The following is a 22,966-nucleotide window of genomic DNA, read 5'->3' as shown; positions in this document are numbered from 1 at the left end:
GCGAAAGCGATGGGTCAGCCAACATCAATGTTGAATGATCGAACGCATTCGCGAGCAGGCTCGCTCCCACAATGTTTTTCCTTCCTGATAGTTGTTCTCATTCGCTAATTTTTCCGCTTTGCATTCGTTTCATAGGGACGACGTGCCTTTGTGCTTCCTGCCTACTGATCCGGATGCTGAGAAATGAATGCTGAAGACTCCTTGAAACTTGCTCGCCGGTTTATCGGGTTGCCCCTGGAAAAGCGCCAGATGTTCCTCGCGGCCTTGCACAAGGAGGGCGTGGATTTCGCCCGGTTTCCGATCCCGGCCGGCGTCGAGGCCGAGGATCGCCAGGCGCTGTCATACGCCCAGCAACGCATGTGGTTTCTCTGGCAGCTGAACCCGCAAAGCGGCGCCTACAACTTGCCAGGTGCGGTACGCCTGACCGGCCGCCTGAACCTGTCGGCGCTGGAGCAGGCATTCGCCAGCCTGGTGGCGCGCCACGAAACCTTGCGCACGGTGTTTGCCGTGCAGGCCGACGACAGCTTGCTGCAAGTGCCGGCCACGGCGCCGCTGCTGATCGAACAGGTGGATTTCAGTACCTTGCCGGCCGCCGCGCGCGAGCAGGCCGTGGCCGAAGCCGCCGAGCGCCAATCGGTGCTGCCGTTCGACCTGGGCACTGGCCCGTTGTTGCGCGTGACCTTGCTCAAGCTTGCCGAACAGGAACACGTCCTGCTGCTGACCCTGCACCACATCGTGTCCGACGGCTGGTCGATGAACGTGCTGATCGACGAATTCATCCGCTGCTACGACGCCTTCGATGCCGGTACGCAACCGCAACTGGCAGCCTTGCCGATCCAGTACAGCGACTACGCCCTGTGGCAGCGCCGCTGGCTGGAGGCGGGCGAACAGGGGCGTCAGCTCGACTACTGGCAGGTGCAACTGGGCGACGAACATCCGGTGCTGGAGCTGCCCACCGATCACCCGCGCCCGGCGATGCCAAGCTATCGCGGCACCCGCTACGAGTTCGCCGTTGACGGACAACTGGCCGAGCAACTGCGGGCCACCGCGCAGAAACACAACATCACTCTCTTCATGCTCCTGCTCGGCGCCTTCAACGTGCTGCTGCACCGCTACACCGGACAGACCGACATCCGCGTCGGCGTACCGATCGCCAACCGCAACCGCGCCGAGATCGAAGGGCTGATCGGTTTCTTCGTCAACACCCAGGTGCTTCGTACGCAACTGGACGGCCAGGCCACGGTCGATGAACTGCTGCGCCGTATCAAGGAAACTGCACTCGGCGCCCAGGCCCACCAGGACCTGCCATTCGAGCGCCTGGTCGAAGCGTTGAAGCTGGAACGCAGCCTCAGCCACACACCACTGTTCCAGGTGATGTACAACCACCAGCCGCAGGTCGCGGACATTTCCACTGTGACCACGGCGTCCGGCCTGGTGCTGGGAACGATCGAGTGGCAAGGGCGCACCACCCAGTTCGATCTCACGCTCGACACCTTTGAGAAGGGTGGCAAGCTGCACGCCGCGCTGACCTACGCCAACGACCTGTTCGACGCCGCGACCATCGCGCGCATGGCACAACATTGGACGCACCTCTTACAGGGCATGGTCAGCGATACACGGCAGCGCATCAGCGATCTGCCGCTGCTGGAACAAGCCGAATACCAACTCATCGTCCACGATTGGAACCGCGCCGATGACAGCTTCGCCCAAGACCTGTGCATTCATGAGCTGATCAGCCAGCAAGTCGCCGCCACCCCGGATGCGCTTGCCGTGACCTTCGCCACCCGCCAGCTGACTTATGGCGAACTCGACCAGCAAGCCAATCGCCTGGCACACAAGCTGATCGAGTTCGGCGTCGGCCCGGAAGTGCGGGTCGGCGTGGCCATGCAGCGTTCCGAGCACCTGCTGGTGGCCTTGCTGGCGGTGCTCAAGGCCGGTGGTGCCTGCGTGCCGCTGGACCCGGATTACCCCGCCGAACGCGTGGCCTACATGCTCGAAGACAGCCGTGCTTTGGTGTTGCTGACCGAAGCGCAAGTGGCCAAATCCCTGAGCGTGGCGAGCGATACCCAAGTACTGCTGATGGACAGCCTCTCGTTGGCGGCTTACCCCATCAGCGCCCCCGTCACCGGCGTCACGCCGGACAACCTGGCCTACGTGATCTACACCTCCGGTTCCACCGGCAAGCCCAAGGGCGTGGCGATTGTCCATCGCAACGTGTTGGCGCTGATCGACTGGTCACAATCGGTGTACAGCCGCGACGACATTCAAGGCGTGCTGGCGTCGACCTCGGTGTGCTTCGACCTGTCGGTGTGGGAACTGTTCGTCACCCTGGCCAACGGCGGATCGCTGATCATTGCCCGCAACGCCTTGGAGTTGCCGCAGCTGCCGGCCCGGGATCAGGTGCGCTTGATCAACACCGTGCCGTCGGCGATCAACGCGTTGCAGCGCGACGGGCAGATCCCGTCGAGCGTGCGCATCATCAACCTCGCCGGTGAACCGTTGAAACAAAGCCTGGTGGACGCGCTGTACCGGCAGCCGAGCGTCGAGCACGTCTTTGACCTGTACGGTCCGTCGGAAGACACCACCTATTCCACTTGGACCCGCCGCGAGGCCGGTGGCCACGCCAACATTGGCCGCCCGCTCAAACACACCGCCAGCTATCTGCTGGATGCGGATCTGCAACCGGTGCCGCAAGGCGTATCCGCCGAGCTGTACCTCAGTGGCGCGGGCATCACCCGTGGGTACCTGGCACGGCCAGGCCTGACCGCTGAAAAGTACGTGCCCAATCCGTTTTCCAGCAGCGGCGAACGCCTGTACCGCAGCGGTGACCTGACCCGTTATCAGGCCGACGGCACCCTGCAGTACATCGGCCGTATCGACCATCAGGTCAAGGTCCGGGGCTTTCGTATCGAGCTGGGTGAAATCGAAGCGCAGCTGTTGCAGCAGGATGCTGTGCGCGAACTGGCGGTGCTGGCCCAGGACGGTATCAACGGTCAGCAACTGGTGGCCTACATCGTGCCGACCGATCCGGCGATGCTGGACGACCTCGACGCGCAGGCGCCCCTGCGTGAATCCCTGAAAGCGGCCTTGCGTCAGCACCTGCCGGACTACATGGTCCCGGCGTTCCTGCTGTTCCTCGAGCAACTGCCGCTGACCCCCAACGGCAAACTCGACCGCAAGGCGCTGCCGGCGGTGGACGGGAGCCAGCAACAACGCGAACACGTCGCGCCACGCAGTGCCCAGGAAAAATCTCTCGCGGCGATCTGGCAGGACGTACTGGCCATCGACAACGTCGGCCTGGAAGACAACTTCTTCGAGCTGGGCGGCGACTCCATTGTCTCGATGCAGGTGGTGAGCCGCGCACGGCAGGCCGGGATCCTGCTCAGCCCCAAGGATCTGTTCCAGCACCAGACCATCCGCAGCCTGGCCCAGGCGGCGCGCAGTGGCGAGCAACAACTGATCGACCAAGGCCCGGCCAGTGGCGCGGTGGCGTTGGCGCCGGTGCAACGGTGGTTCTTCGAACAGGCAATTCCAGAGCACCAGCACTGGAACCAGTCGCTATTGCTGGTACCGCGCGAGGCGTTGAACGTCGAAACGTTGGATCGTGCCCTGGAACATTTACTGACCCATCACGACAGCTTGCGCCTGCGTTATCAACAGACAGATAGCGGCTGGCAGCAGGCCTATGCCGCGCCGACCACCGACTCGGTGCTGTGGCAACACCAGGCACAATCGGTCGAGCAGCTCAGCACTTTGTGCGACGAAGCCCAGCGCAGTCTCGATTTGCACAACGGACCGTTGCTGCGTGCACTGCTGGTTTCAATGGCTGACGGCAGCCAGCGTTTGCTGCTGGTAGTTCACCATCTGGCGGTGGACGGTGTGTCCTGGCGTGTGCTGCTGGAAGACCTTCAGCACTTCTATAACGGCGGCACCGCATTGGCGAAAACCAGCTCGTATCAGCGCTGGGTCACGCGCTTGCAGGCGCATCTGCCAGCTTTTGAGCGCAGCCTCGGCCACTGGCAGAATCAACTGCAAGACGCGCCAGATGACCTGCCATGCGAACGCCCGAACGGCGCGCTGGAAAACCGCTTCGAACATAAACTCGAACTCAAGCTCGATAGCGAGCAAACCCGCAAGCTGCTGCAACAGGCCCCGGCGGCTTACCGCACCCAGGTCAACGATCTGTTGCTGACCGCACTGGCCCGCGCCGTTTGCCTTTGGAGCGGGCAAGGCAGCGCGCTGATCCAGCTCGAAGGCCATGGCCGTGAAGACCTGTTCGATGACGTCGACCTGACGCGCACCGTGGGTTGGTTCACCAGCCTGTTCCCGGTCAACCTGAAACCCGCTGCCGATCTCGGCGCGTCGATCAAAACCATCAAGGAACAACTGCGCAGCGTCCCGGACAAGGGGCTGGGCTACGGCGCGCTGCGCTACCTTGGCAGCGCACAGGCACGCGCCGAACTGGCGGCGTTGCCGCAACCGCGCATCACCTTCAACTATCTTGGGCAGTTCGACCGTCAGTTCGAAGCAGGGGCGTTGTTCACCCCGTCTACCGAAGGCAACGGCATCGCGCAGGACCCGTCGGCCCCACTGGGCAACTGGCTGGTGGTTGAAGGTCAGGTCTACGGCGGCGAATTGTCCCTGAGCTGGGGCTTCAGCCGTGAGATGTTCGACACTGCGACCGTCCAGCGACTGGCCGACGTTTACGCGCAGGAACTGATCGCGCTGATCGAACATTGCTGCACCGTTGAAGCCGCGCAAGCTACGCCATCGGACTTCCCGCTGGCGCGCATCGATCAGGCGCAACTGGACGGGCTGCCGCTCGCCATTGCCAATCTTGAAGACCTGTATCCGCTGTCGCCGATGCAACAGGGCATGCTGTTCCACACCCTGTACGAACCGCAGGTCGGCGCCTACATCAGTCAGTTGCGCCTGGACATCGGCGGGTTGGACATCGAGCGATTTACCCGCGCCTGGCAAGCCGCGGTCGAGCGTCATGACAGCCTGCGCAGCAGCTACCACTGGCAAGGCCTGGATACCGCACATCAGGCGATTGCCCGACAGGTCGCGTTGCCGCTCCAAGTGCTTGAAGCCACTGACACCGACGCACTGGCCGACGCCGAGCGCGCGCAAGGATTCGAGCTGGGCATGGCGCCGCTGTTTCGCCTGAAACTGGTACGTACCGGCGCTGATGCCTGGCACTTGATCCACACCAGTCACCACATTCTGATGGACGGCTGGAGCAACGCACAGTTGTTGGCCGAAGTGATCCAGCACTACGCCGCCGGCCAGCCGCTGCCAGTGCCAGCCGGTCAATACCGCGACTACCTGGGCTGGTTGCAACAGCAATCGGCAACTGCCGGCGAGCAGTTCTGGAAAGCCGCATTGGCACCGCTGCAAGCGCCGACCTTGCTGGCTGAAGCCTTGCGTCCACCGGTAGACGCGACGGGCAGCGAAGAGCATCGCCTCACACTCGACTGCCGCGCCACCCAGCATCTGGCCGACTTCGCCCGCCAGCACAAAGTCACCCTCAACACCCTGCTGCAAGCGGCCTGGAGCCTGTTGCTGCAACGCTACACCGGCCAGGATTGCGTGGTGTTCGGCGCCACCGTGGCCGGACGTTCGGCGCCGTTGCCGGGGATCGAACAACAGCTGGGCTTGTTCATCAACACCTTGCCGCTGGTGTGCGCGATGAAACCGGACCAGACCGTCAGCCAATGGCTGGGCGAACTGCAAGGCCTGAACCTGGCCATGCGCGAGTTCGAGCATGTGCCGCTGTACGACATTCAGGGCTGGGCGGGGCAGCAGGGGGCTGCGTTGTTCGACAGCTTGCTGGTGTTCGAAAACTTCCCGGTGGCCCAAGCGCTGAAACAGGGCGCGCCGGCCGGGTTGTCGTTCGCCAACCTGCACAACCACGAGCGCACCCACTATCCGTTGACCCTGGGCATCGAATTGGGCGAAGGCCTGGGGCTGGAGTTCAGTTATGACGCGGCGCGTTTCAGCGCGACGCAGATCGCCCAGTTGTCAGCCAATTTGCAGCACCTGCTGATGCAATTGGTGGCATCGCCAGAGGCGGCTTTGGGCTCGCTGGAACTGCTCGATGTCGACGGCCAGAACGCGGTGCTCGCGATCAGCCAACCGCCTGCGGTTGAGTTATCCACAACGCTTCTGGCTCACCAACAAATCGCCGCGCAAGCCGCCGCCACGCCCGATGCACTGGCATTGCAAGTGGACGGCCACAGCCTGAGCTACGGCCAACTCGATGCCCAAGCCGACCACCTGGCCCAGCGCCTGATCGACAACGGCGCCGGCCCCGGCAAGCGTGTCGGCCTGGCCGTGCGCCGTGGTCCGCAACTGATCGTCAGCCTGCTGGCGGTCCTGAAAAGCGGCGCAGCCTACGTCCCCCTCGACCCGAAATACCCAACCGAACGCCTGGCCTACATGATCGAAGACAGCCGCCTCGACGTGCTGCTCCACGAATCCGGCCTGCTCGAAGATGTGCCAAACGTACAACGCCTAACCCTCGAAGACACCACAACCCCTGTAGGAGCGAAGCTTGCTCGCGAAGAGGCCCGACCAGCCGCCGAAGATCTCGCCTACATCATCTACACCTCCGGCTCCACCGGCCAACCCAAAGGCGTCGCCATCACCCACGCCGCCCTGCGCGAGTTCTGTCAGACCGCCGCCGACTATTCAAGGCTGTCACCAACCGATCGCGTCTTGCAATTTGCCACTTTCAGCTTCGACGGCTTCGTCGAACAATGCTTCCCGGCATTCTGCGTCGGCGCAACCTTGATCATGCGCGGCGATGACCTGTGGGACGCTGGCCGACTGGCCACCGAAATCGTCGAGCAGGGCGTGACGGTTGCCGATTTGCCGGCCGCTTATTGGTTCCTGCTGGCCCGCGAATGCGCCAGCGGTGTCGTGCCAAGCCTCGGCGACTTGCGCCAGGTACACGTCGGTGGCGAAGCCATGTCGGTGGAAGGCCTGCGCCTGTGGCATCAAGCGGGTTTGAGCCACGTGCGCCTGCTCAACACCTACGGGCCGACCGAGGCGACCGTGGTGTCCAGCGTGCATGAATGCCGATTGGCCGATGCCAGCGATGCCTTTGGCATTCCAATCGGTCGCGGCATCCCTGGCCGTGCGCTGTACGTACTGGACGCTGCCGGCCAGCTACTGCCGGCCGACGGCGTTGGCGAGTTGTGCATCGGCGCACCGGCCTGCCTGGCGCAAAGTTATTTCGACCGCCCGGCGCTGACCGCCGAACGTTTCCTGCCGGATCCCTTCGCCCGCGAACCGGGCGCACGGCTGTATCGCAGCGGCGACCTGGCGCGCTACAACGGTAACGGCGATCTGGAGTACGTCGGACGGATCGACCATCAAGTGAAAATTCGCGGTTTCCGCATCGAGATGGGCGAGATCGAAGCCTGCCTGCAAGCCCGGGACGAGGTGCGCGAAGCCGCCGTCATCGCCCAGGACGGCACACAATTGGTGGCCTACATCGTCGCCAGCAGCACGGTGGTTTTGCAGGCTCAATACCTGCTAGGGCTCAAAGCCGTCCTGCAGCGCTCGTTGCCGGAATACATGGTGCCCAACCACATGGTCCTGCTCGACAGGTTGCCGCTCAACAACAACGGCAAGCTCGACCGCAAGGCCTTGCCACGGGTTGAAGCGGGCGATGTGCAACGCGACTTTGTTGCCCCGATGCAAGGGTTGGAGACGCAACTCGCGCAGATCTGGCAAGCCGTGCTGCAGGTCGAGAAAGTCGGTCGCGACGACAACTTCTTCGAGCTCGGCGGCCATTCATTGCTGGTGCTGCAAGTGATCTCCCGTGTACGCCAGCAACTGCAACTTGAGCTGTCGGTGAGCAATTTGTTCTCTGCGGCGAATCTGGCGGAGTTCGCCAAGCATGCGGCGCAAGCGAACCTCAGCGGCCAACCACCGTTGCAACGCGCATCGGACGATCAACCGCGCCTGCTGTCCTACGCCCAGCAACGCCAGTGGATTCTCTGGCAACTGGACCCGCACAGCGCGGCCTACAACATCCCGGCGGCGCTGCGCCTCAAAGGCCCGCTGAACCGCCGGGCCCTGCGCACAACCTTCGCCCAGTTACAGGTTCGCCACGAAACCCTGCGCACCACCTTCGAACAGAAGGGCCAGCAGGCGCGCCCGGTGGTGCATGTCGAGCTGCCGTTGCAGTTCAATGAACAGCCCATCAATGAGTCGGCAATCAACACTGCGGTGGCCGCAGAAATCGCCCGGCCGTTCGATCTGCGCCATGGCCCGCTGTGGCGTTGTTTGCTGCTGCACGTCAGCGCCGAAGACCATGTGCTGGTGCTTACCGTGCACCACATCGCCGCCGATGGCTGGTCGATGCAGGTGATGGTCGATGAATTCAGCGCGCTGTATCAGGCTGCCGTGCAAGAGCGTGCTGCCAACCTGCAGGCACTGCCGGTGGCTTACAGCGACTACGCCCGTTGGCAGCGCGACTGGCTGGAAGCCGGCGAGGGTGCGCGGCAACTGGCGTGGTGGCGCGACCAACTGGCGGGCAGCCAGGCGCCGCTGGCGTTGCCGAGCGAACTGACCCGTCCGGTCCGGCGCAGCGAGCGCGGCGCCAGCCTGGCGTTGAACGTCGATCGCCAGTTGCTGGCCGGTTTGCGCGAGCGTGCGCAAGAACAGCAAGTGACGCTGTTCATGCTGTTGCTGGCAAGTTTCCAGACCCTGCTGCACCGCCAGAGCGGGCAGTCGGGCATCAGCGTCGGCGTGCCGAGTGCAGGGCGTTCACGCCTGGAAACCGAAGGCCTGATCGGCTTCTTCATCAATACCCAGGTGCTGCGTGCCGAGATCGACGGGCAGCAACCGTTCAGCGCCTTGCTACAACAGGTCAAGCAAACGGCATTGGACGCGCAGGCTCATCAGGACTTGCCGTTCGAGCAACTGGTCGATGCACTGCAACCGGACCGCAGCCTCAATCACAGTCCGTTGTTCCAGGTGCTCTACAACCATCAGCAAAAACTCGGCGCCAGTGTCGAGCGCGCGGTGGCCGATTTGCAGGTCGAGCGCCTGCACTGGCAGCAGCACACCGCGCAATTCGATCTGGTGCTCGATACCCAGGAGCAGGGCGATGAACTGGACGCCAACCTGAGCTACGCCACCGACCTGTACGACGAGGCCTCGATGCAGCGCTTCGCCGAACAGTGGTTGAACCTGTTGCGCGCAGTGGTCGAAAACCCACAGCAGCGCGTCGCCGAATTGCCGCTGCTGCAAGCGCCGCAATACGGCGAATTGATCCAGCACTGGAATCCGACCTTCGAGGCACAAGCGCAATCGCCCACCTTGCATCAGCTGTTCGAAGCCCAGGCCGCGCAACGCCCACACGCCATCGCACTGACCTGCGAAGGCGAGCAGATGAGCTACGCCGCGCTCAACGCCGAGGCCAACCGCCTGGCGCGCAAACTGCGCGAGCAGGGTGTCGGCCCCGAAGTGCGGGTCGGTATCGCCACCGAGCGGGCAATACCGCTGGTGGTCGGCTTACTGGCGATTCTCAAGGCCGGTGGCGCCTACGTGCCGCTGGACCCGCAATACCCGGTCGAGCGCCTGAGCTACATGATCGATGACAGCGGCATTGGGTTGCTGTTGACCCAATCTCACCTGATCGACGGCTTGCCGGCCCGCGAAGGCGTGCAGGTTCTTGATCTGACGGCGTTGCAGCTGGACCGCTACAGCGCCGACAACCTGGCGCCGTTGGCAAGCCCGGACAATCTGGCCTACGTGATCTACACCTCCGGCTCCACAGGCCGCCCAAAAGGCGCCTTGCTCAGCCATGGCAACGTCGGGCGCCTGCTCACGGCCACTGCTGGCGAATTCAATTTCGGCGCCGACGATGTCTGGACCCTGTTTCACTCCTACGCCTTCGATTTCTCGGTGTGGGAGTTGTTCGGCGCGTTGTGCACCGGTGGGCGCCTGGTGATCGTGCCGTACTACATCAGTCGCGAACCGCAGGCGTTTCATCGCTTGCTCTGCGATGAAGGGGTGACGGTGCTGAACCAGACCCCGACCGCGTTCCGCCAGTTGTTGCCGATTGCCTGCGCCAGTCCGCGCAGCCTGGCGTTGCGCCAGGTGATCTTCGGTGGCGAAGCGCTGGAAGTGGCCAGCTTGCGTTCCTGGTTCGAACGCTTCGGTGACCAACAACCAACGCTGGTGAATATGTACGGCATCACCGAGACCACGGTGCACGTGACCTACCGCGCGATCCGCCTGGCCGACCTCGATGCCAAGGCGCAAAGCCCGATCGGCCTGCCGATCCGCGACCTGCGCTGGTACTTGCTCGACAGTCAGTTGCAACCGGTGCCAGTGGGCGTGGCGGGGGAGCTGTACATCGCCGGCGCCGGCCTGGCGCGCGGTTATCACGGGCGTAGCGGCCTGACCGCCGAGCGTTTCGTGCCAAGCCCCTTCGATGCGGCGCAGCGCCTGTATCGCAGCGGCGACCTGGCGCGCCAGCGCGCCGACGGCAGCATCGACTACCTGGGGCGGATCGACCAGCAAGTGAAGATCCGCGGGTTCCGCATCGAACTGGGCGAGATCGAAGCGGCCGTGCTGGCGCAACCGGGCGTGCGTCAGGCGGTGATCAGCGTGCATGTCGATGACGGCGGTCCGCAGCTGTGCGCCTACGTCGTCGCCGAACTCACTTCGAATGATCCGATCGCCTGGCGCGACACCCTGCGCGCCGCACTCAGCGTCGATCTGCCGGATTACATGGTGCCTAGGCACTGGTTGTTGCTCGATGCCTTGCCGCTGACCAGCAACGGCAAGCTCGACCGCAAGGCCTTGCCGCTGCCGGATGCCGAAACCTGGCAGCGCCCGTTCGAAGCCCCCGAGGGCGAGCTCGAACAGCAGCTGGCGGCGATCTGGGCCGAGGTGTTGGGCGTGGCCCGGATCGGGCGGCGTGACAACTTCTTTGAATTGGGCGGGCATTCGCTGCTTGCCGCCCAGGCCAGTGCCCGCGTGGAACTGGAACTGGGCATCGAGCTGCCGCTGCGCGTGCTGTTCGAAAGTAACGACCTTCAGGCTTATGCCGCCAACGCCTGGCAACACGCCCCGATTGACAACGATGCACGCCTGGATGCGCTTGAGTCGCTTCTGGACGAGATGGAGATCAACTGATGGAACACAGCACCGCCTCGCGTATCGCCTCCCGCTTCGCTGGCCTGCCGGCCGACAAGCGCCGTGAGTTTCTGGCAAAAATGCAGGAGCAGGGCGTGAGCTTCGGCCAGCTGCCGATCCCGCCCGCCACCACGCCGCAAGCGACTTTCGAATTGTCCTATGCGCAGCAGCGTCAATGGTTCCTCTGGCAGCTCGACCCGCAGAGCAGCGCCTACAACATTCCAGCGGCCCTGCGTCTGCAGGGGCTACTGAATCTTGCGGCGCTGCAACAGAGTTTCGACGTACTGTTGGAGCGTCATCAGAGCCTGCGCAGCCGTTTTGTCGAGGAAGTCGGCCAGGTGATGCAAGCCCTGGCGAGCTTCAACACGCTGCCCATCGAACAGCACGATCTGCGCGCCGAGCCCGAGGCGCTACGCCTTGAATCGGCGATGAAAAAAGTCGAGGCGGAGATTGCCCGTCCGTTCGACTTGCAACACGGCCCGCTGTTGCGCGTCAGCTTGTTACAGCTGGACGTTGATGACCATGTGCTGGTGCTGACCCTGCATCACATCGTCACTGATGGCTGGTCGATGGGCGTGCTGGTCGAAGAGTTCTCAAGGCTCTACGCGGCCCATTGCCAAGGCCAGAGCGCTGGACTTGAAGCGTTGCCGATCCAGTATTCGGACTATGCGGCCTGGCAGCGGCGCTGGATGGAAGCCGGCGAGCTTGAACGTCAACTCGATTGGTGGCGTGAAAAGCTCGGCAGCGAACAGCCGTTGCTGGAGTTGCCCATCGATCGCCCGCGTCCGGCACAACCGAGCCAGCGCGGCGCTCGTCTGGACTTCGCCTTGGATGCCTCGCTCGCCACCGGCCTGATGTCCCTGGCCAGACAGCGCGGCGTCACGCCATTCATGCTGTTGCTGGCCAGTTTCCAGGCCTTGCTCTATCGCTACAGCGGCCAGTCCGACCTGCGTATTGGCGTGCCGATCGGCAACCGCAATCGCGCGGAAACCCGTGGCCTGATCGGCTTCTTCGTCAACACCCAGGTGATGCGCGCCGAACTCGATGGCCGGCTGCCGTTCGCTCAGTTGCTCGAGCAGACCCGCGCCTTTGCGCTGGATGCCCAGGACCATCAGGACTTGCCGTTCGAGCGCCTGGTGCAGGCCCTGCAAGGCGAACGCAGCTTGAGCCACAGCCCGTTGTTCCAGGTGATGTTCAACCACCAGCAGGCCAAACCCGCAGCGGTCAGCGGCTTGCTCGCCGGCCTGCGTGTCGAGGTGCTGAACGCCACGGCGCACACCACCCAGTTCGACCTGCAACTGGACACCCAGGAAGAGGGCGACAAGCTGTTCGCCAGCCTGACCTACGCCACGGACCTGTTCGACGCCGAACGCATCGAGCACCTGGCCCGGCATTGGCGCAACCTGCTGGCCGGGGTGCTGGCGAACCCGCAAATCCCGCTGGCCGAATTGCCGTTGCTCGATGCCGACGAGCACCTGCGCATCCTCGACGACCTCAACGACACCGCTCAAGACTATCCAGGCGAAGTCTGCGTACAGCGGCATTTCGAAACGCGAGTGATGGAAAATCCACAGGCGACGGCGCTGGTGTTCCAGGGCCAGTCCCTGAGCTACGCCGAGCTCAACCTGCGCGCCAACCGCCTGGCCCACCACTTGCGCGCCCAGGGTGTCGGCCCGGAAGTGATCGTCGGGATCGCCTGCGAGCGTTCGCTGGAAATGGTCGTCGGCCTGCTGGCGATCCTCAAGGCCGGCGGCGCCTACGTGCCGCTGGACCCGCAATACCCGCTCGATCGCCTGGGCTACATGATCGAGGACAGCGGCATTTCCCTGCTGTTGACCCAGGAACACCTGCTGGCGCAACTGCCGACGCCGGACAGCGTGCGCACCCTCTGCCTGCAAGCGCATTCCGAGTGGCTGAGCGAACTGCCGGGCGATGATCTGCCCAACCTGGCTGTCGGCGAAAATCTCGCCTACATGATCTACACCTCCGGTTCCACCGGAAAACCGAAAGGTGCGGGCAACCGTCATGTAGCCCTGCATAACCGCCTCGAGTGGATGCAGCAGGCCTACAACTTGCTGCCGAGCGACCGCGTGCTGCAAAAAACACCGTTCAGTTTCGACGTGTCGGTGTGGGAGTTTTTCTGGCCGCTGATGAAAGGCGCGACGCTGGTGATCGCCGCTCCAGGCGAGCATCGCGATCCGCAACGCCTCGCTGCACTGATCGTCGAGCAAGCCATCACCACGCTGCACTTCGTGCCGTCGATGCTCTCGGCCTTCATCGCTGCCGATGAGGCGCTGGCCTGCACCTCGCTGACCCGCATCATCTGCAGCGGCGAAGCATTGCCGATGGAACTGCAACGCCAGACCCTGCGCAGCCTGCCGCAAGCCCGACTGTACAACCTGTATGGCCCGACCGAAGCTGCCATCGACGTGACCCACTGGACGTGCGTGGAAGAGGGGCGCGACAGCGTGCCGATCGGCCGGCCGATCGCCAACCTGCGCACCTTGATCCTCGACAGCGAACTGCAACCTTTGCCGCTGGGCGCGCTGGGCGAACTGTACCTGGGCGGTATCGGCCTGGCCCGGGGTTATCATCGCCGTGGCGCGTTGACCGCCGAGCGTTTCGTGGCCGACCCGTTTGGCAGCGGCGAGCGTCTGTACCGCACCGGCGACCTGGCGCGCTACCGCGCCGACGGTGCCATCGACTACTGCGGACGGATCGATCACCAGGTGAAGATTCGCGGCTTGCGTATCGAGCTGGGGGAAATCGAAGCGCGCCTGCAAGAACATGCCGGCGTGCAGGAAGCCGTGGTGCTGGCCCTCGACGGCCCGAGCGGCAAGCAACTGGTGGCCTACATCGTGCCGCAGGATCGCGGCTTGGTCAGCGCCGATGCGCAGCAGCAAGGCGCCTGGCGCGAAACCCTGAAAAGCCACCTGCTCGGCAGCCTGCCGGACTACATGGTGCCGGCGCAGACCGTGCTGATCGAACAGATGCCCCTGAGCCCCAACGGCAAACTCGAGCGCAAGCGCCTGCCGGCCCCCACCGCGCAGGTCAGCCAGCGCGCGTTCGAAGCCCCGCGCAGCGAACACGAGCGCGTGCTGGCGCAGATCTGGCAGGACGTGCTGGGCCTGGAGCAGGTCGGCCGTCAGGACAACTTCTTCGAACTGGGCGGTGACTCGATCATTTCGATCCAGGTGGTCAGCCGCGCACGGCGTGCCGGTCTCGGCCTGCAACCGCGCGACCTGTTCCAGCAACAGACCCTGCAAGCCCTGGCCGCGGTGGTGAAAGAACAAGCCGCACCGCTGGCGCAGCAAGGGTCGGTGGATGGTGTGCAAACACTCACGCCGATCCAGCGCTGGTTCTTCGAAGAACCGATCCCGCAGCGGGCCCACTGGAACCAGGCGGTGTTGCTGACGCCGCGCGAAACCCTCGAACTGCCGCGCCTGCAAAGCGCCCTGCAACGTGTGCTCAAGCAGCACGATGCCCTGCGCTTGCGTTTCAGCCAGGTCGACAGCCAATGGTCGGCGCGTTATGTCGGCGCCGACAGCGCCGATGTCATCGACATGCTCTGGACTGCCCGCGTCGCCAGTGATGCGTCGCTGGAATCGGTGTGCGATGAAGCCCAGCGCAGCCTCAGCCTGCAAGACGGGCCGCTGCTGCGCGTGGCGCTGATCGCCCAGGCCGATGGTTCGCAACGTTTGCTGTTGGTCATCCACCACCTGGCGGTGGACGGGGTGTCCTGGCGCGTGCTGCTGGAAGATTTGCAGGCCGCGTATCAAGGCCAGGACCTGCCGCCCAAGACCAGTGCCTTCCAGGCCTGGGCGGACAAGCTCAATGCTTATGCGAAGTCCGAAACGGCCATGAATGAATTGAGCTGGTGGCAGAGTCACCTGCACGGTGCCAGCGATTCGTTGCCGGCGGCCAATGCACAAGCCAATCAGGCCGGGCATCTGCGCCAAGGCGTCAGCATCGGTCTGGACCGCGAGCAGACCCGCCAGCTGCTGCAACAAGCCCCGGCGATCTATCGCACCCAGGTCAACGACCTGCTGCTGACCGCACTGGCTCGTACCCTCAGCCGATGGACCGACAGCGAATCGGCGCTGATCCAGCTCGAAGGCCACGGCCGCGAAGAACTGTTCGACGACATCGACCTGACCCGCACCGTCGGCTGGTTCTCCAGCCTGTTCCCGGTGCGCCTGACGCCGACGGCCGACCTCGGCGGCTCGATCAAGGCGATCAAGCAGCAACTGCGGGACATCCCCGGCAAAGGCCTGGGCTACTGCCTGTTGCGCTACCTGGGCGATGCAGCGGCGCAAGCGACGCTGGCCACGTTGCCGCAAGCGCGGGTGACCTTCAACTACCTCGGCCAGTTCGACCAGAGCTTCGCCGAGGACGCGCTGTTCACGCCTGCACGCGAATCCAGCGGCGCCGCGCAATCGGCGGATGCACCGTTGCCGAACTGGCTGTCGGTGGACGGCCAGGTCTATGGCGGTGAACTCAAACTCGACTGGACCTTCAGCCGCGAGTGCTTCGAGCTGCGCGAGATTGAAACCCTGGCGAACGATTTCCGCGCTGAACTGTTGGCGCTGATCGACCATTGCCTGAGCGACGGCGCAGGTGGCGTGACCCCGGCGGACTTCCCGCTGGCGCGCTTGAGCCAGGCACAACTCGACGCGCTGCCAGTGCCACCGGCGCAGATCGAGGATGTGTATCCGCTGTCGCCGATGCAGGCGGGCCTGTTGTTCCACAGCCTGTACGAATCCGAATCCGGCGCCTACGTGAACCAACTCAGCGTCGAAGCCCGTGGCCTCGATGCCGATCGTTTGTGCCGCGCCTGGCAAGCCGTGCTCGACAGCCACGCGATCCTGCGCAGCAGTTTCCACTTCCCCGAAGGTTTCGAGGCACCGGTGCAACTGGTGCATCGTCATCTGCCATTGCCGATGACCTGCCTCGACTGGCGTGGCCGCGAGAATCAGGCCGATGCGCTGGCGCAACTGATCGACAGCGAACGCCTGCAACTCGATCCGACCCGCGCTCCGCTGATGCGCCTGACCCTGGTGCGCCTGGACGACGAGCGCCAGCAACTGGTCTACACCCACCATCACCTGTTGCTCGACGGCTGGAGCAATTCGCTGCTGCTCAGTGAAGTGCTGCAGCGTTATGCCGGGCAGGATGTACCCGCACCCACCGGGCGATTCGCCGACTACATCGGCTGGCTGCAACGCCAGGATGACGAAGCTGACGAGCTGTTCTGGCGCGAGCAATTGGCGAGTCTCGACAACCCGACGCTGCTGGCCGAGACCATGGGCTTCAACAACCGGGCGAACACGGCATTTGCCGATCACCGCCAGACCTTCGACGTCGCCACCAGCAAGCGCTTCAGCGACTTTGCCCGGCAGCAGAAAGTGACACTCAACACCTTGGTGCAAGGTGCGTGGGCACTGTTGCTGCAACGCTACAGCGGCCAGCGCAGCGTAGCGTTCGGCGCCACGGTGGCGGGGCGCCCGGTGGACTTGCCGAGCGCCGAAAGCCAGCTCGGCCTGTTTATCAACACCCTGCCGGTGATCAGCAGTCCGGACGCCATCGAAAGTGTCGAGCAATGGCTGACGCGTTTGCAGGCGCAGAACCTGGAACTGCGCGAACACGAATTCACCGCGCTGGGCGATATCCAGCGTTGGGCCGGACGGGCCGGCGAGCCACTGTTCGACAGCTTGCTGGTGTTCGAAAACTTCCCGGTCGCCGAGGCCTTGCAGCAGGGCGCACCGGCTGGCTTGAGTTTCTCGATTCCACAAAACCACGAGCGCACCAACTTCCCGCTGACCCTGGCGGCCACCGCGGAAAACCAACTCAGCATCAACTGGAGCTACCAGTGCAGCCACTTCAGCCGCGAGGCGATCGTGCGCATGAGCGAGCACCTGGCCGCGTTGTTGACGGCGATGGTGGCTGCACCACAAGCGGCCTTGAGCGAGCTGGACCTGCTGACCGAGGTGGAACGCACGCAGCAATTGCTGGAGTGGAACCCGCCGTTCACCGCAGAAAGAAATCCGCTGTGCGTGCATCAACTGATCGAGGCCCAGGCCCTTATCCGACCTGACGCCACGGCGCTGATCTTCAGTGACCTCGAACTGAGCTTCGACCAACTCAACCGCCGCGCCAACCAGTTGGCCCATCGCCTGCGCGCCTTGGGCATCGGCCCGGAAGAGCGGGTCGGCCTGGCCATGCAGCGCTCGCCAGAGATGATCATCGGCCTGTTGGCGATCCTCAAGGCCGGCGGTGCCTACGTGCCGCTGGACCCGGCCTACCCGGCGGAGCGCCTGCGCTACCTGATGCAAGACAGCGGCATTTCCCTGCTGGTCAGCCAATCCTGGCTGCGGGAAAAACTGCCACTGCCCGAAGGCTTGCCGGTGCTGGAAATCGACCGCGAAGCGCTTGAGGGGATGCCCGACAGCAACCCGGTCAACCTGACCTGTGGCGAAAACCTCGCCTACCTGATCTATACCTCGGGTTCCACCGGGCGGCCCAAAGGCGTCAGCGTGGCCCACGGCCCGCTGGCCATGCACTGCGTAAAGATCGGCGAGTTGTACGGCATGACCCCGGACGATCGCGAGCTGCAATTTGCCTCGATCAGCTTCGACGGCGCCCACGAGCGCTGGCTGACGCCCCTGGTGTTCGGTTCGGCGGTGATGCCGCGCGACGACGAGTTGTGGAGCGTGGAGCGCACCTGCGCCGAGATCGAAAAGCACGGCATCACCGTCGCCTGTTTCACCCCCAGCTACCTGGGGCAGATCGCCGATTTCATGGGCGAAGCGGGACGTGATCTGCCGATCCGCTCCTACACCCCATGCGGTGAAGGGATGGCCAAGCATGCGTTCGACGAAGTGCAGCAAGTCCTGCAACCCAAGCGCCTGATCAACGGCTATGGCCCGACCGAAACGGTGATCACGCCGCTGATCTGGCTGGCCTATCCGGAGACCGAATTCGACTCGGCGTTCATGCCGATTGGCCGGCCGGTGGGCAACCGCAGTGCCTACATCCTCGACAGCGGTTTGCAGCCGTTGCCGGTTGGCGTGGCGGGTGAGTTGTACCTGGGCGGCGAGGGCGTTGCCCGTGGGTATCACCAGCGTCCTGACCTGACTGCCGAACGCTTCGTGCCCGATCCGTTCGTGCCGGGGGCGCGTCTGTACCGCAGTGGCGACCTGGCGCGGTTCCGTGCCGATGGCGTCGTCGAATACCTCGGCCGTATCGACCAGCAAGTGAAGATTCGCGGCTTCCGTATCGAACTCGGCGAAATCGAAGCCTGCCTGCTCGAACATGAAGGCGTGCGTGAAGCCTTTGTGATTGATCGCGACGGTCCGGTGGGCCGGCAACTGGTGGGCTACGTGGTGCCGCGCGATCCGCTGGCTGACGAACAGGAACTGCAGGATGCATTGACCGCGCACCTGCGCAGTCGCTTGCCGGCGCACATGCTGCCAGCGCATTTGCTATGCCTGGCCGCGTTGCCGCTGACGCCGAATGGCAAGCTCGATCGACAGGGTTTGCCAGCGCCTGAGGCGACTCGACACACTCAGGATCAAGTGGCCGCCGCGTCGCCTGCCGAAGCGCTGTTGGTGGACATCTGGCAGGACTTGCTCGGCCTGGACTCGGTGGGCGTCACCGAAAACTTTTTCGAACTGGGCGGTGATTCGATCATTTCGCTGCAAGCGGTGAGCCGGGCCGGGCAGCGCGGACTGGTGTTCAGTCCCAAGCAGTTGTTCGAGCAGCAGAGCATTCGTGCACTGGCCGCGGTGGCGAGCCGTCGTGAAGCCTTGTTGGTCGAAGTGCCTGCAGTCGAGAAGTTTTCCTTGGTGCCGCACATCGATTCCACCGCCCGCGAAGGCTTGCAAGACCTGTATCCGCTGTCGCCGATGCAGCAGGGCATGCTGTTCCATTGCCTCGAATCGCCGCAGCTCAACCCCTACGTCAACCAGTTGAGCGTGGCAGTGGACGGCTTGCAGGTGCCGCGATTCCGCGCGGCGTGGCAAGCCTTGATCCAGCGTCATGAAGTCCTGCGCGCCGCGTTCCGTTGGCGCGATGGCCTGGCCGATCCGCTGCAAGCGGTGTTCGCCAGCGTCGAGTTGCCGATCGAGGAACTCGACTGGCGTGAGCACAGCGACACAGAAAAGGCGCTGGGCGAACTGGCCGCCGCCGAACAGGCCAAGGGTTTCGACCTGAGCTGCCCGCCGCTGATGCGCTTTGTCCTGGTGCGCCTGGGTGAAGAACGGTACCAGATGATCTGGATCTACCATCACCTGCTGCTCGATGGCTGGAGTGCCTCGCGCCTGCTCGGCGAGATGCTGCGCCTGTACCACCACGACAGCCTGCCGGCGCTGACCGGGCGCTATGCCGACTACATCGCCTGGCTGCAACGCCAGGACCAGGCGCAGGCAGAAAGCTTCTGGCGTGAGCGCCTGGCGTCGCTCGAGGCACCGACCATCCTGGCCTCGGCCTCGGGTGCCGCAGGTTCCGGTCACGGCGTGATGTACAGTGACCTCGACGCCGAGGCGACGCGCAAGTTGCATCGTTTCGCCAAGCGTCAGCGCGTCACCCTCAACACCCTGGTGCAAGGCGCCTGGCTGTTGCTGCTGCAACGTCACAGCGGCCAGCGTAGCGTGGCGTTCGGCGCGACAGTGGCGGGGCGGCCGACGGGGCTGGCCGGTGCCGAGGACATGCTCGGCCTGTTCATCAACACCTTGCCGGTGATTCAGGTCCTCGACCCGCACCAGCCGCTGGGCGAGTGGCTGCGTGACTTGCAGGACTACAACCTGGCCGTGCGCGACTTCGAACACACGCCATTGTCCGACGTGCAGCGCTGGGCCGGGCAGGGTGGCCAGGGCCTGTTCGACAGCATCATCGTGTTTGAAAACCATCCGGTAGACCGTGCCTTGAAAGGGGGCGAGGAAGGTGAGCTGCGCTTCGCCGAAGTCGGCAGCGGCGGCGTCACCAACTTCCCGATGGACTTGATGGTCAGCGCCAACGACCAGGGCCTGGAAGTCGAGTACCTGTACCTGCGAGATCGCTTCAGTGAACAGGAAGTGCAGCGCATTCGCGCACAGTTGGAAGGTTTGCTCCGTGCGTTGCCGGAGGATGCGGACTGTCTGCTCGGTAACATCGGCCTGCCCGAAGCGCGCGTGAGCCTGCCGCAAGCCTTTAGCGACAACCCTGATCTGCTGCACAGCTTCAATCAGCATGTGCGCAGCCAACCGCAGAAAATCGCCTTGTTCTGTGAGGATCGCGAAGTCAGCTACGCCGATCTTGAACAGCAGGCCAATGCGCTGGCGCAGTTGTTGATCAGTCGAGGCATTGGCCCGGAAAGCCTGGTGGCGGTGGCCTTGCCCCGTTCGGAACGCACCATCGTCGCGTTCCTTGCCGTGCTCAAGGCCGGTGCGGCCTATCTGCCGCTGGACCTGGCCTACCCGGCCGAGCGCCTGGCCTACATGCTCGATGATTCGGCCGCCAGCCTGTTGCTGTGCGACAGCGACCTGGGGGATCGCCTGGTACTGGCCGCCAGCCCGCCACGCGTGTTGCTTGATCAGACGAGCCTGGTTGGCAACACCGAGTGCCCGGTTTCCCATCCACTGCCGGGGCACCTGGCGTACCTGATCTACACCTCCGGCTCCACCGGCCAGCCCAAAGGCGTGGCGGTGGAACGTGGACCGATTGCCCGGCATTGTCGCGGCATCATCGACCTCTACGAACTGGCGCCGCGCAGCCGCGAACTGCACTTCATGTCGTTCGCCTTCGACGGTGCCCAGGAACGCTGGCTTAGCGTGCTGTTGGCCGGTGGCAGCCTGGTGATTCGCGAGGACAATCTGTGGACCCCGGAACAGACCCTGGAGGTGCTGCATCGCCACAACGTCACCGTCGCCTGCTTCCCGCCGGCGTACCTGCAACAGATGGCCGAAGTGGCCGAGCGCCTGGGCAATCCGCCGGCGGTCGAGGTGTATTGCTTTGGCGGTGATGCGGTGCCGGACGCCAGCTTCGAGCAGGTCAAGCGCGCCCTGCGTCCGCAGCGTCTGGTCAACGGCTACGGCCCGACCGAAACCGTGGTCACGCCGCTGCTGTGGCGTGCGCAAGCCAGCGAAACCTGCGAGGCGGCCTATGCGCCGATTGGTCGTGGTGTGGCGGGCCGTGGTCTGTACATTCTCGACGCCGACCTCAATCCGTTGCCGGTCGGCGTCAGCGGCGAGTTGTACCTGGGCGGCGAATGCCTGGCACGGGGTTATCACCTGCGCCCGGGCATGAGCGCCGAGCGTTTCGTTGCCGATCCGTTCGCGGCCGGTGGTCGCATGTACCGCACCGGCGACCTGGTGCGCCAGCGCGAGTGTGGGTTGATCGACTACCTCGGCCGGCTCGACCAGCAAGTGAAGATCCGCGGCTTCCGTATCGAACTGGGCGAGATCGAAGCCCGTCTGCGTGATTGCGCAGGGGTGCAGGATGCCGCCGTGGTGGTGCATGACACGCCCACTGGCAAACAGTTGGTCGGTTATGTAGTGGCCGCTGCCGCTGCCGGGCTGGATCGGCGCTTGAAGGCCGAGCTGCAAACGCAGATGCCGGACTACATGGTGCCGGCGCGGATCCTGGTGCTGCAGCGCTTCCCGCTGTCGGCCAACGGCAAGCTTGATCGTCGCGCACTGCCGGTGCCGGAATGGACGCTTGGCGGTTACCGCGCGCCGCGTAACGCGCTGGAATGCGCGCTGGCGACGATCTGGCAAGAGGTATTGGGTGTGCCGCAAGTGGGCATCGACGACAACTTCTTCGAACTCGGCGGCGACTCATTGCAGGTGCTCAAAGTCATCTCGCGGGTGCGTAGCCAGCCACAACTGGGCTTCGAATTGAAACTGCGCGACCTGATGCAGAAACCCTGCATCGCTGAACTCAGTGGCTACCAGGCTGCCGAGACTTCGAGTGCGCCGGACCCGTTGCTGGCCTTGAATGGCCGGGTGGCGAAGGTGCCGGCGCTGTTCTGCCTGCACGCCGGGTTCGGCACGGTGTTCGACTACGAGCCCCTGGCCCGTCGCCTGGAAGGCCGGCGTACGGTGTACGGCCTGCAATGCCGCATGCTGCTCGACCCGCAATGGCAGGATGTGTCGTTGCTGGCCATGGCCCAGGCCTATGCCCAGCGCATTCGCACGCAACAGCCGCAAGGCCCGTACTACCTGCTCGGCTGGTCGCTGGGGGGCGCGTTGACGCAATTGGTCGCCCATGAACTGGAGAGCCAGGGGCAGACGGTAGCCTTCGCCGGGCTGGTCGACAGTTATGTGGCGGGTACCGCCGAAGCGGGGGACTGGCGCGAAGATTTGGCGGACTTCCTGAAGTTTGTCCTCGGTCAACCGTCTGAACAAGCACAGGCATTGATTGCCTTGAAAGCCCAAGGCCTCAACGAGCGCGAAGGCGCCGCCGCGGTGATCGAGGCGGCCATGCACGGCTCTAATGACCACGCGGCGCTGGGCGCTAGTGAACTGACGCAGATATTCGCCACTGGCTCGTCGCTCAAACAACTCGCCTTGGCCCAGAGGCAATTGCCGAAGGTACAGGTTGGCAGCCATCGATGGTGGGTGGCCGGGCGCGACGACGAACGCCGGGTGTTCGAAGCCCAGGTGGGGCATCACGGAGTGGATCGTCTGTTGGCGGGCGGGCACTACGAGTTGCTGCGTGGTGATCAATTGCTCAATGAACTGGACGACTTGCTGGAGCATCGCTTAGCGACTGCATGACAAAAATTGTGGCGAGGGGATTTATCCCCTCGCCACAGATGACCGCACTC

At 64.1% G+C, this 22,966-nt stretch carries 2 protein-coding genes; both read left to right on the top strand.

Annotated features, from left to right (window positions below; all coding sequences use genetic code 11):
- Nucleotides 1-183: 183 nt before the first annotated feature.
- The gene (locus PSUM_RS28255) at nt 184-11,163 is read left to right on the top strand and encodes a non-ribosomal peptide synthetase (RefSeq protein ID WP_083349544.1); all 10,980 of its coding nucleotides are present in this window, start codon (nt 184-186) and stop codon (nt 11,161-11,163) included.
- Nucleotides 11,163-22,916 (top strand): amino acid adenylation domain-containing protein, encoded by an 11,754-nt coding sequence (locus PSUM_RS28250; protein WP_083349543.1) that lies wholly within the window; start codon nt 11,163-11,165, stop codon nt 22,914-22,916. Before PSUM_RS28255 ends, PSUM_RS28250 begins: the two co-directional genes overlap by 1 nt.
- Nucleotides 22,917-22,966: the final 50 nt, after the last annotated feature.

It is taken from the genome of Pseudomonas umsongensis (assembly GCF_002236105.1).
Classification (GTDB): Bacteria; Pseudomonadota; Gammaproteobacteria; order Pseudomonadales; family Pseudomonadaceae; genus Aquipseudomonas; species Aquipseudomonas umsongensis.
This window is presented reverse-complemented; position numbering and strand designations above follow the sequence as displayed.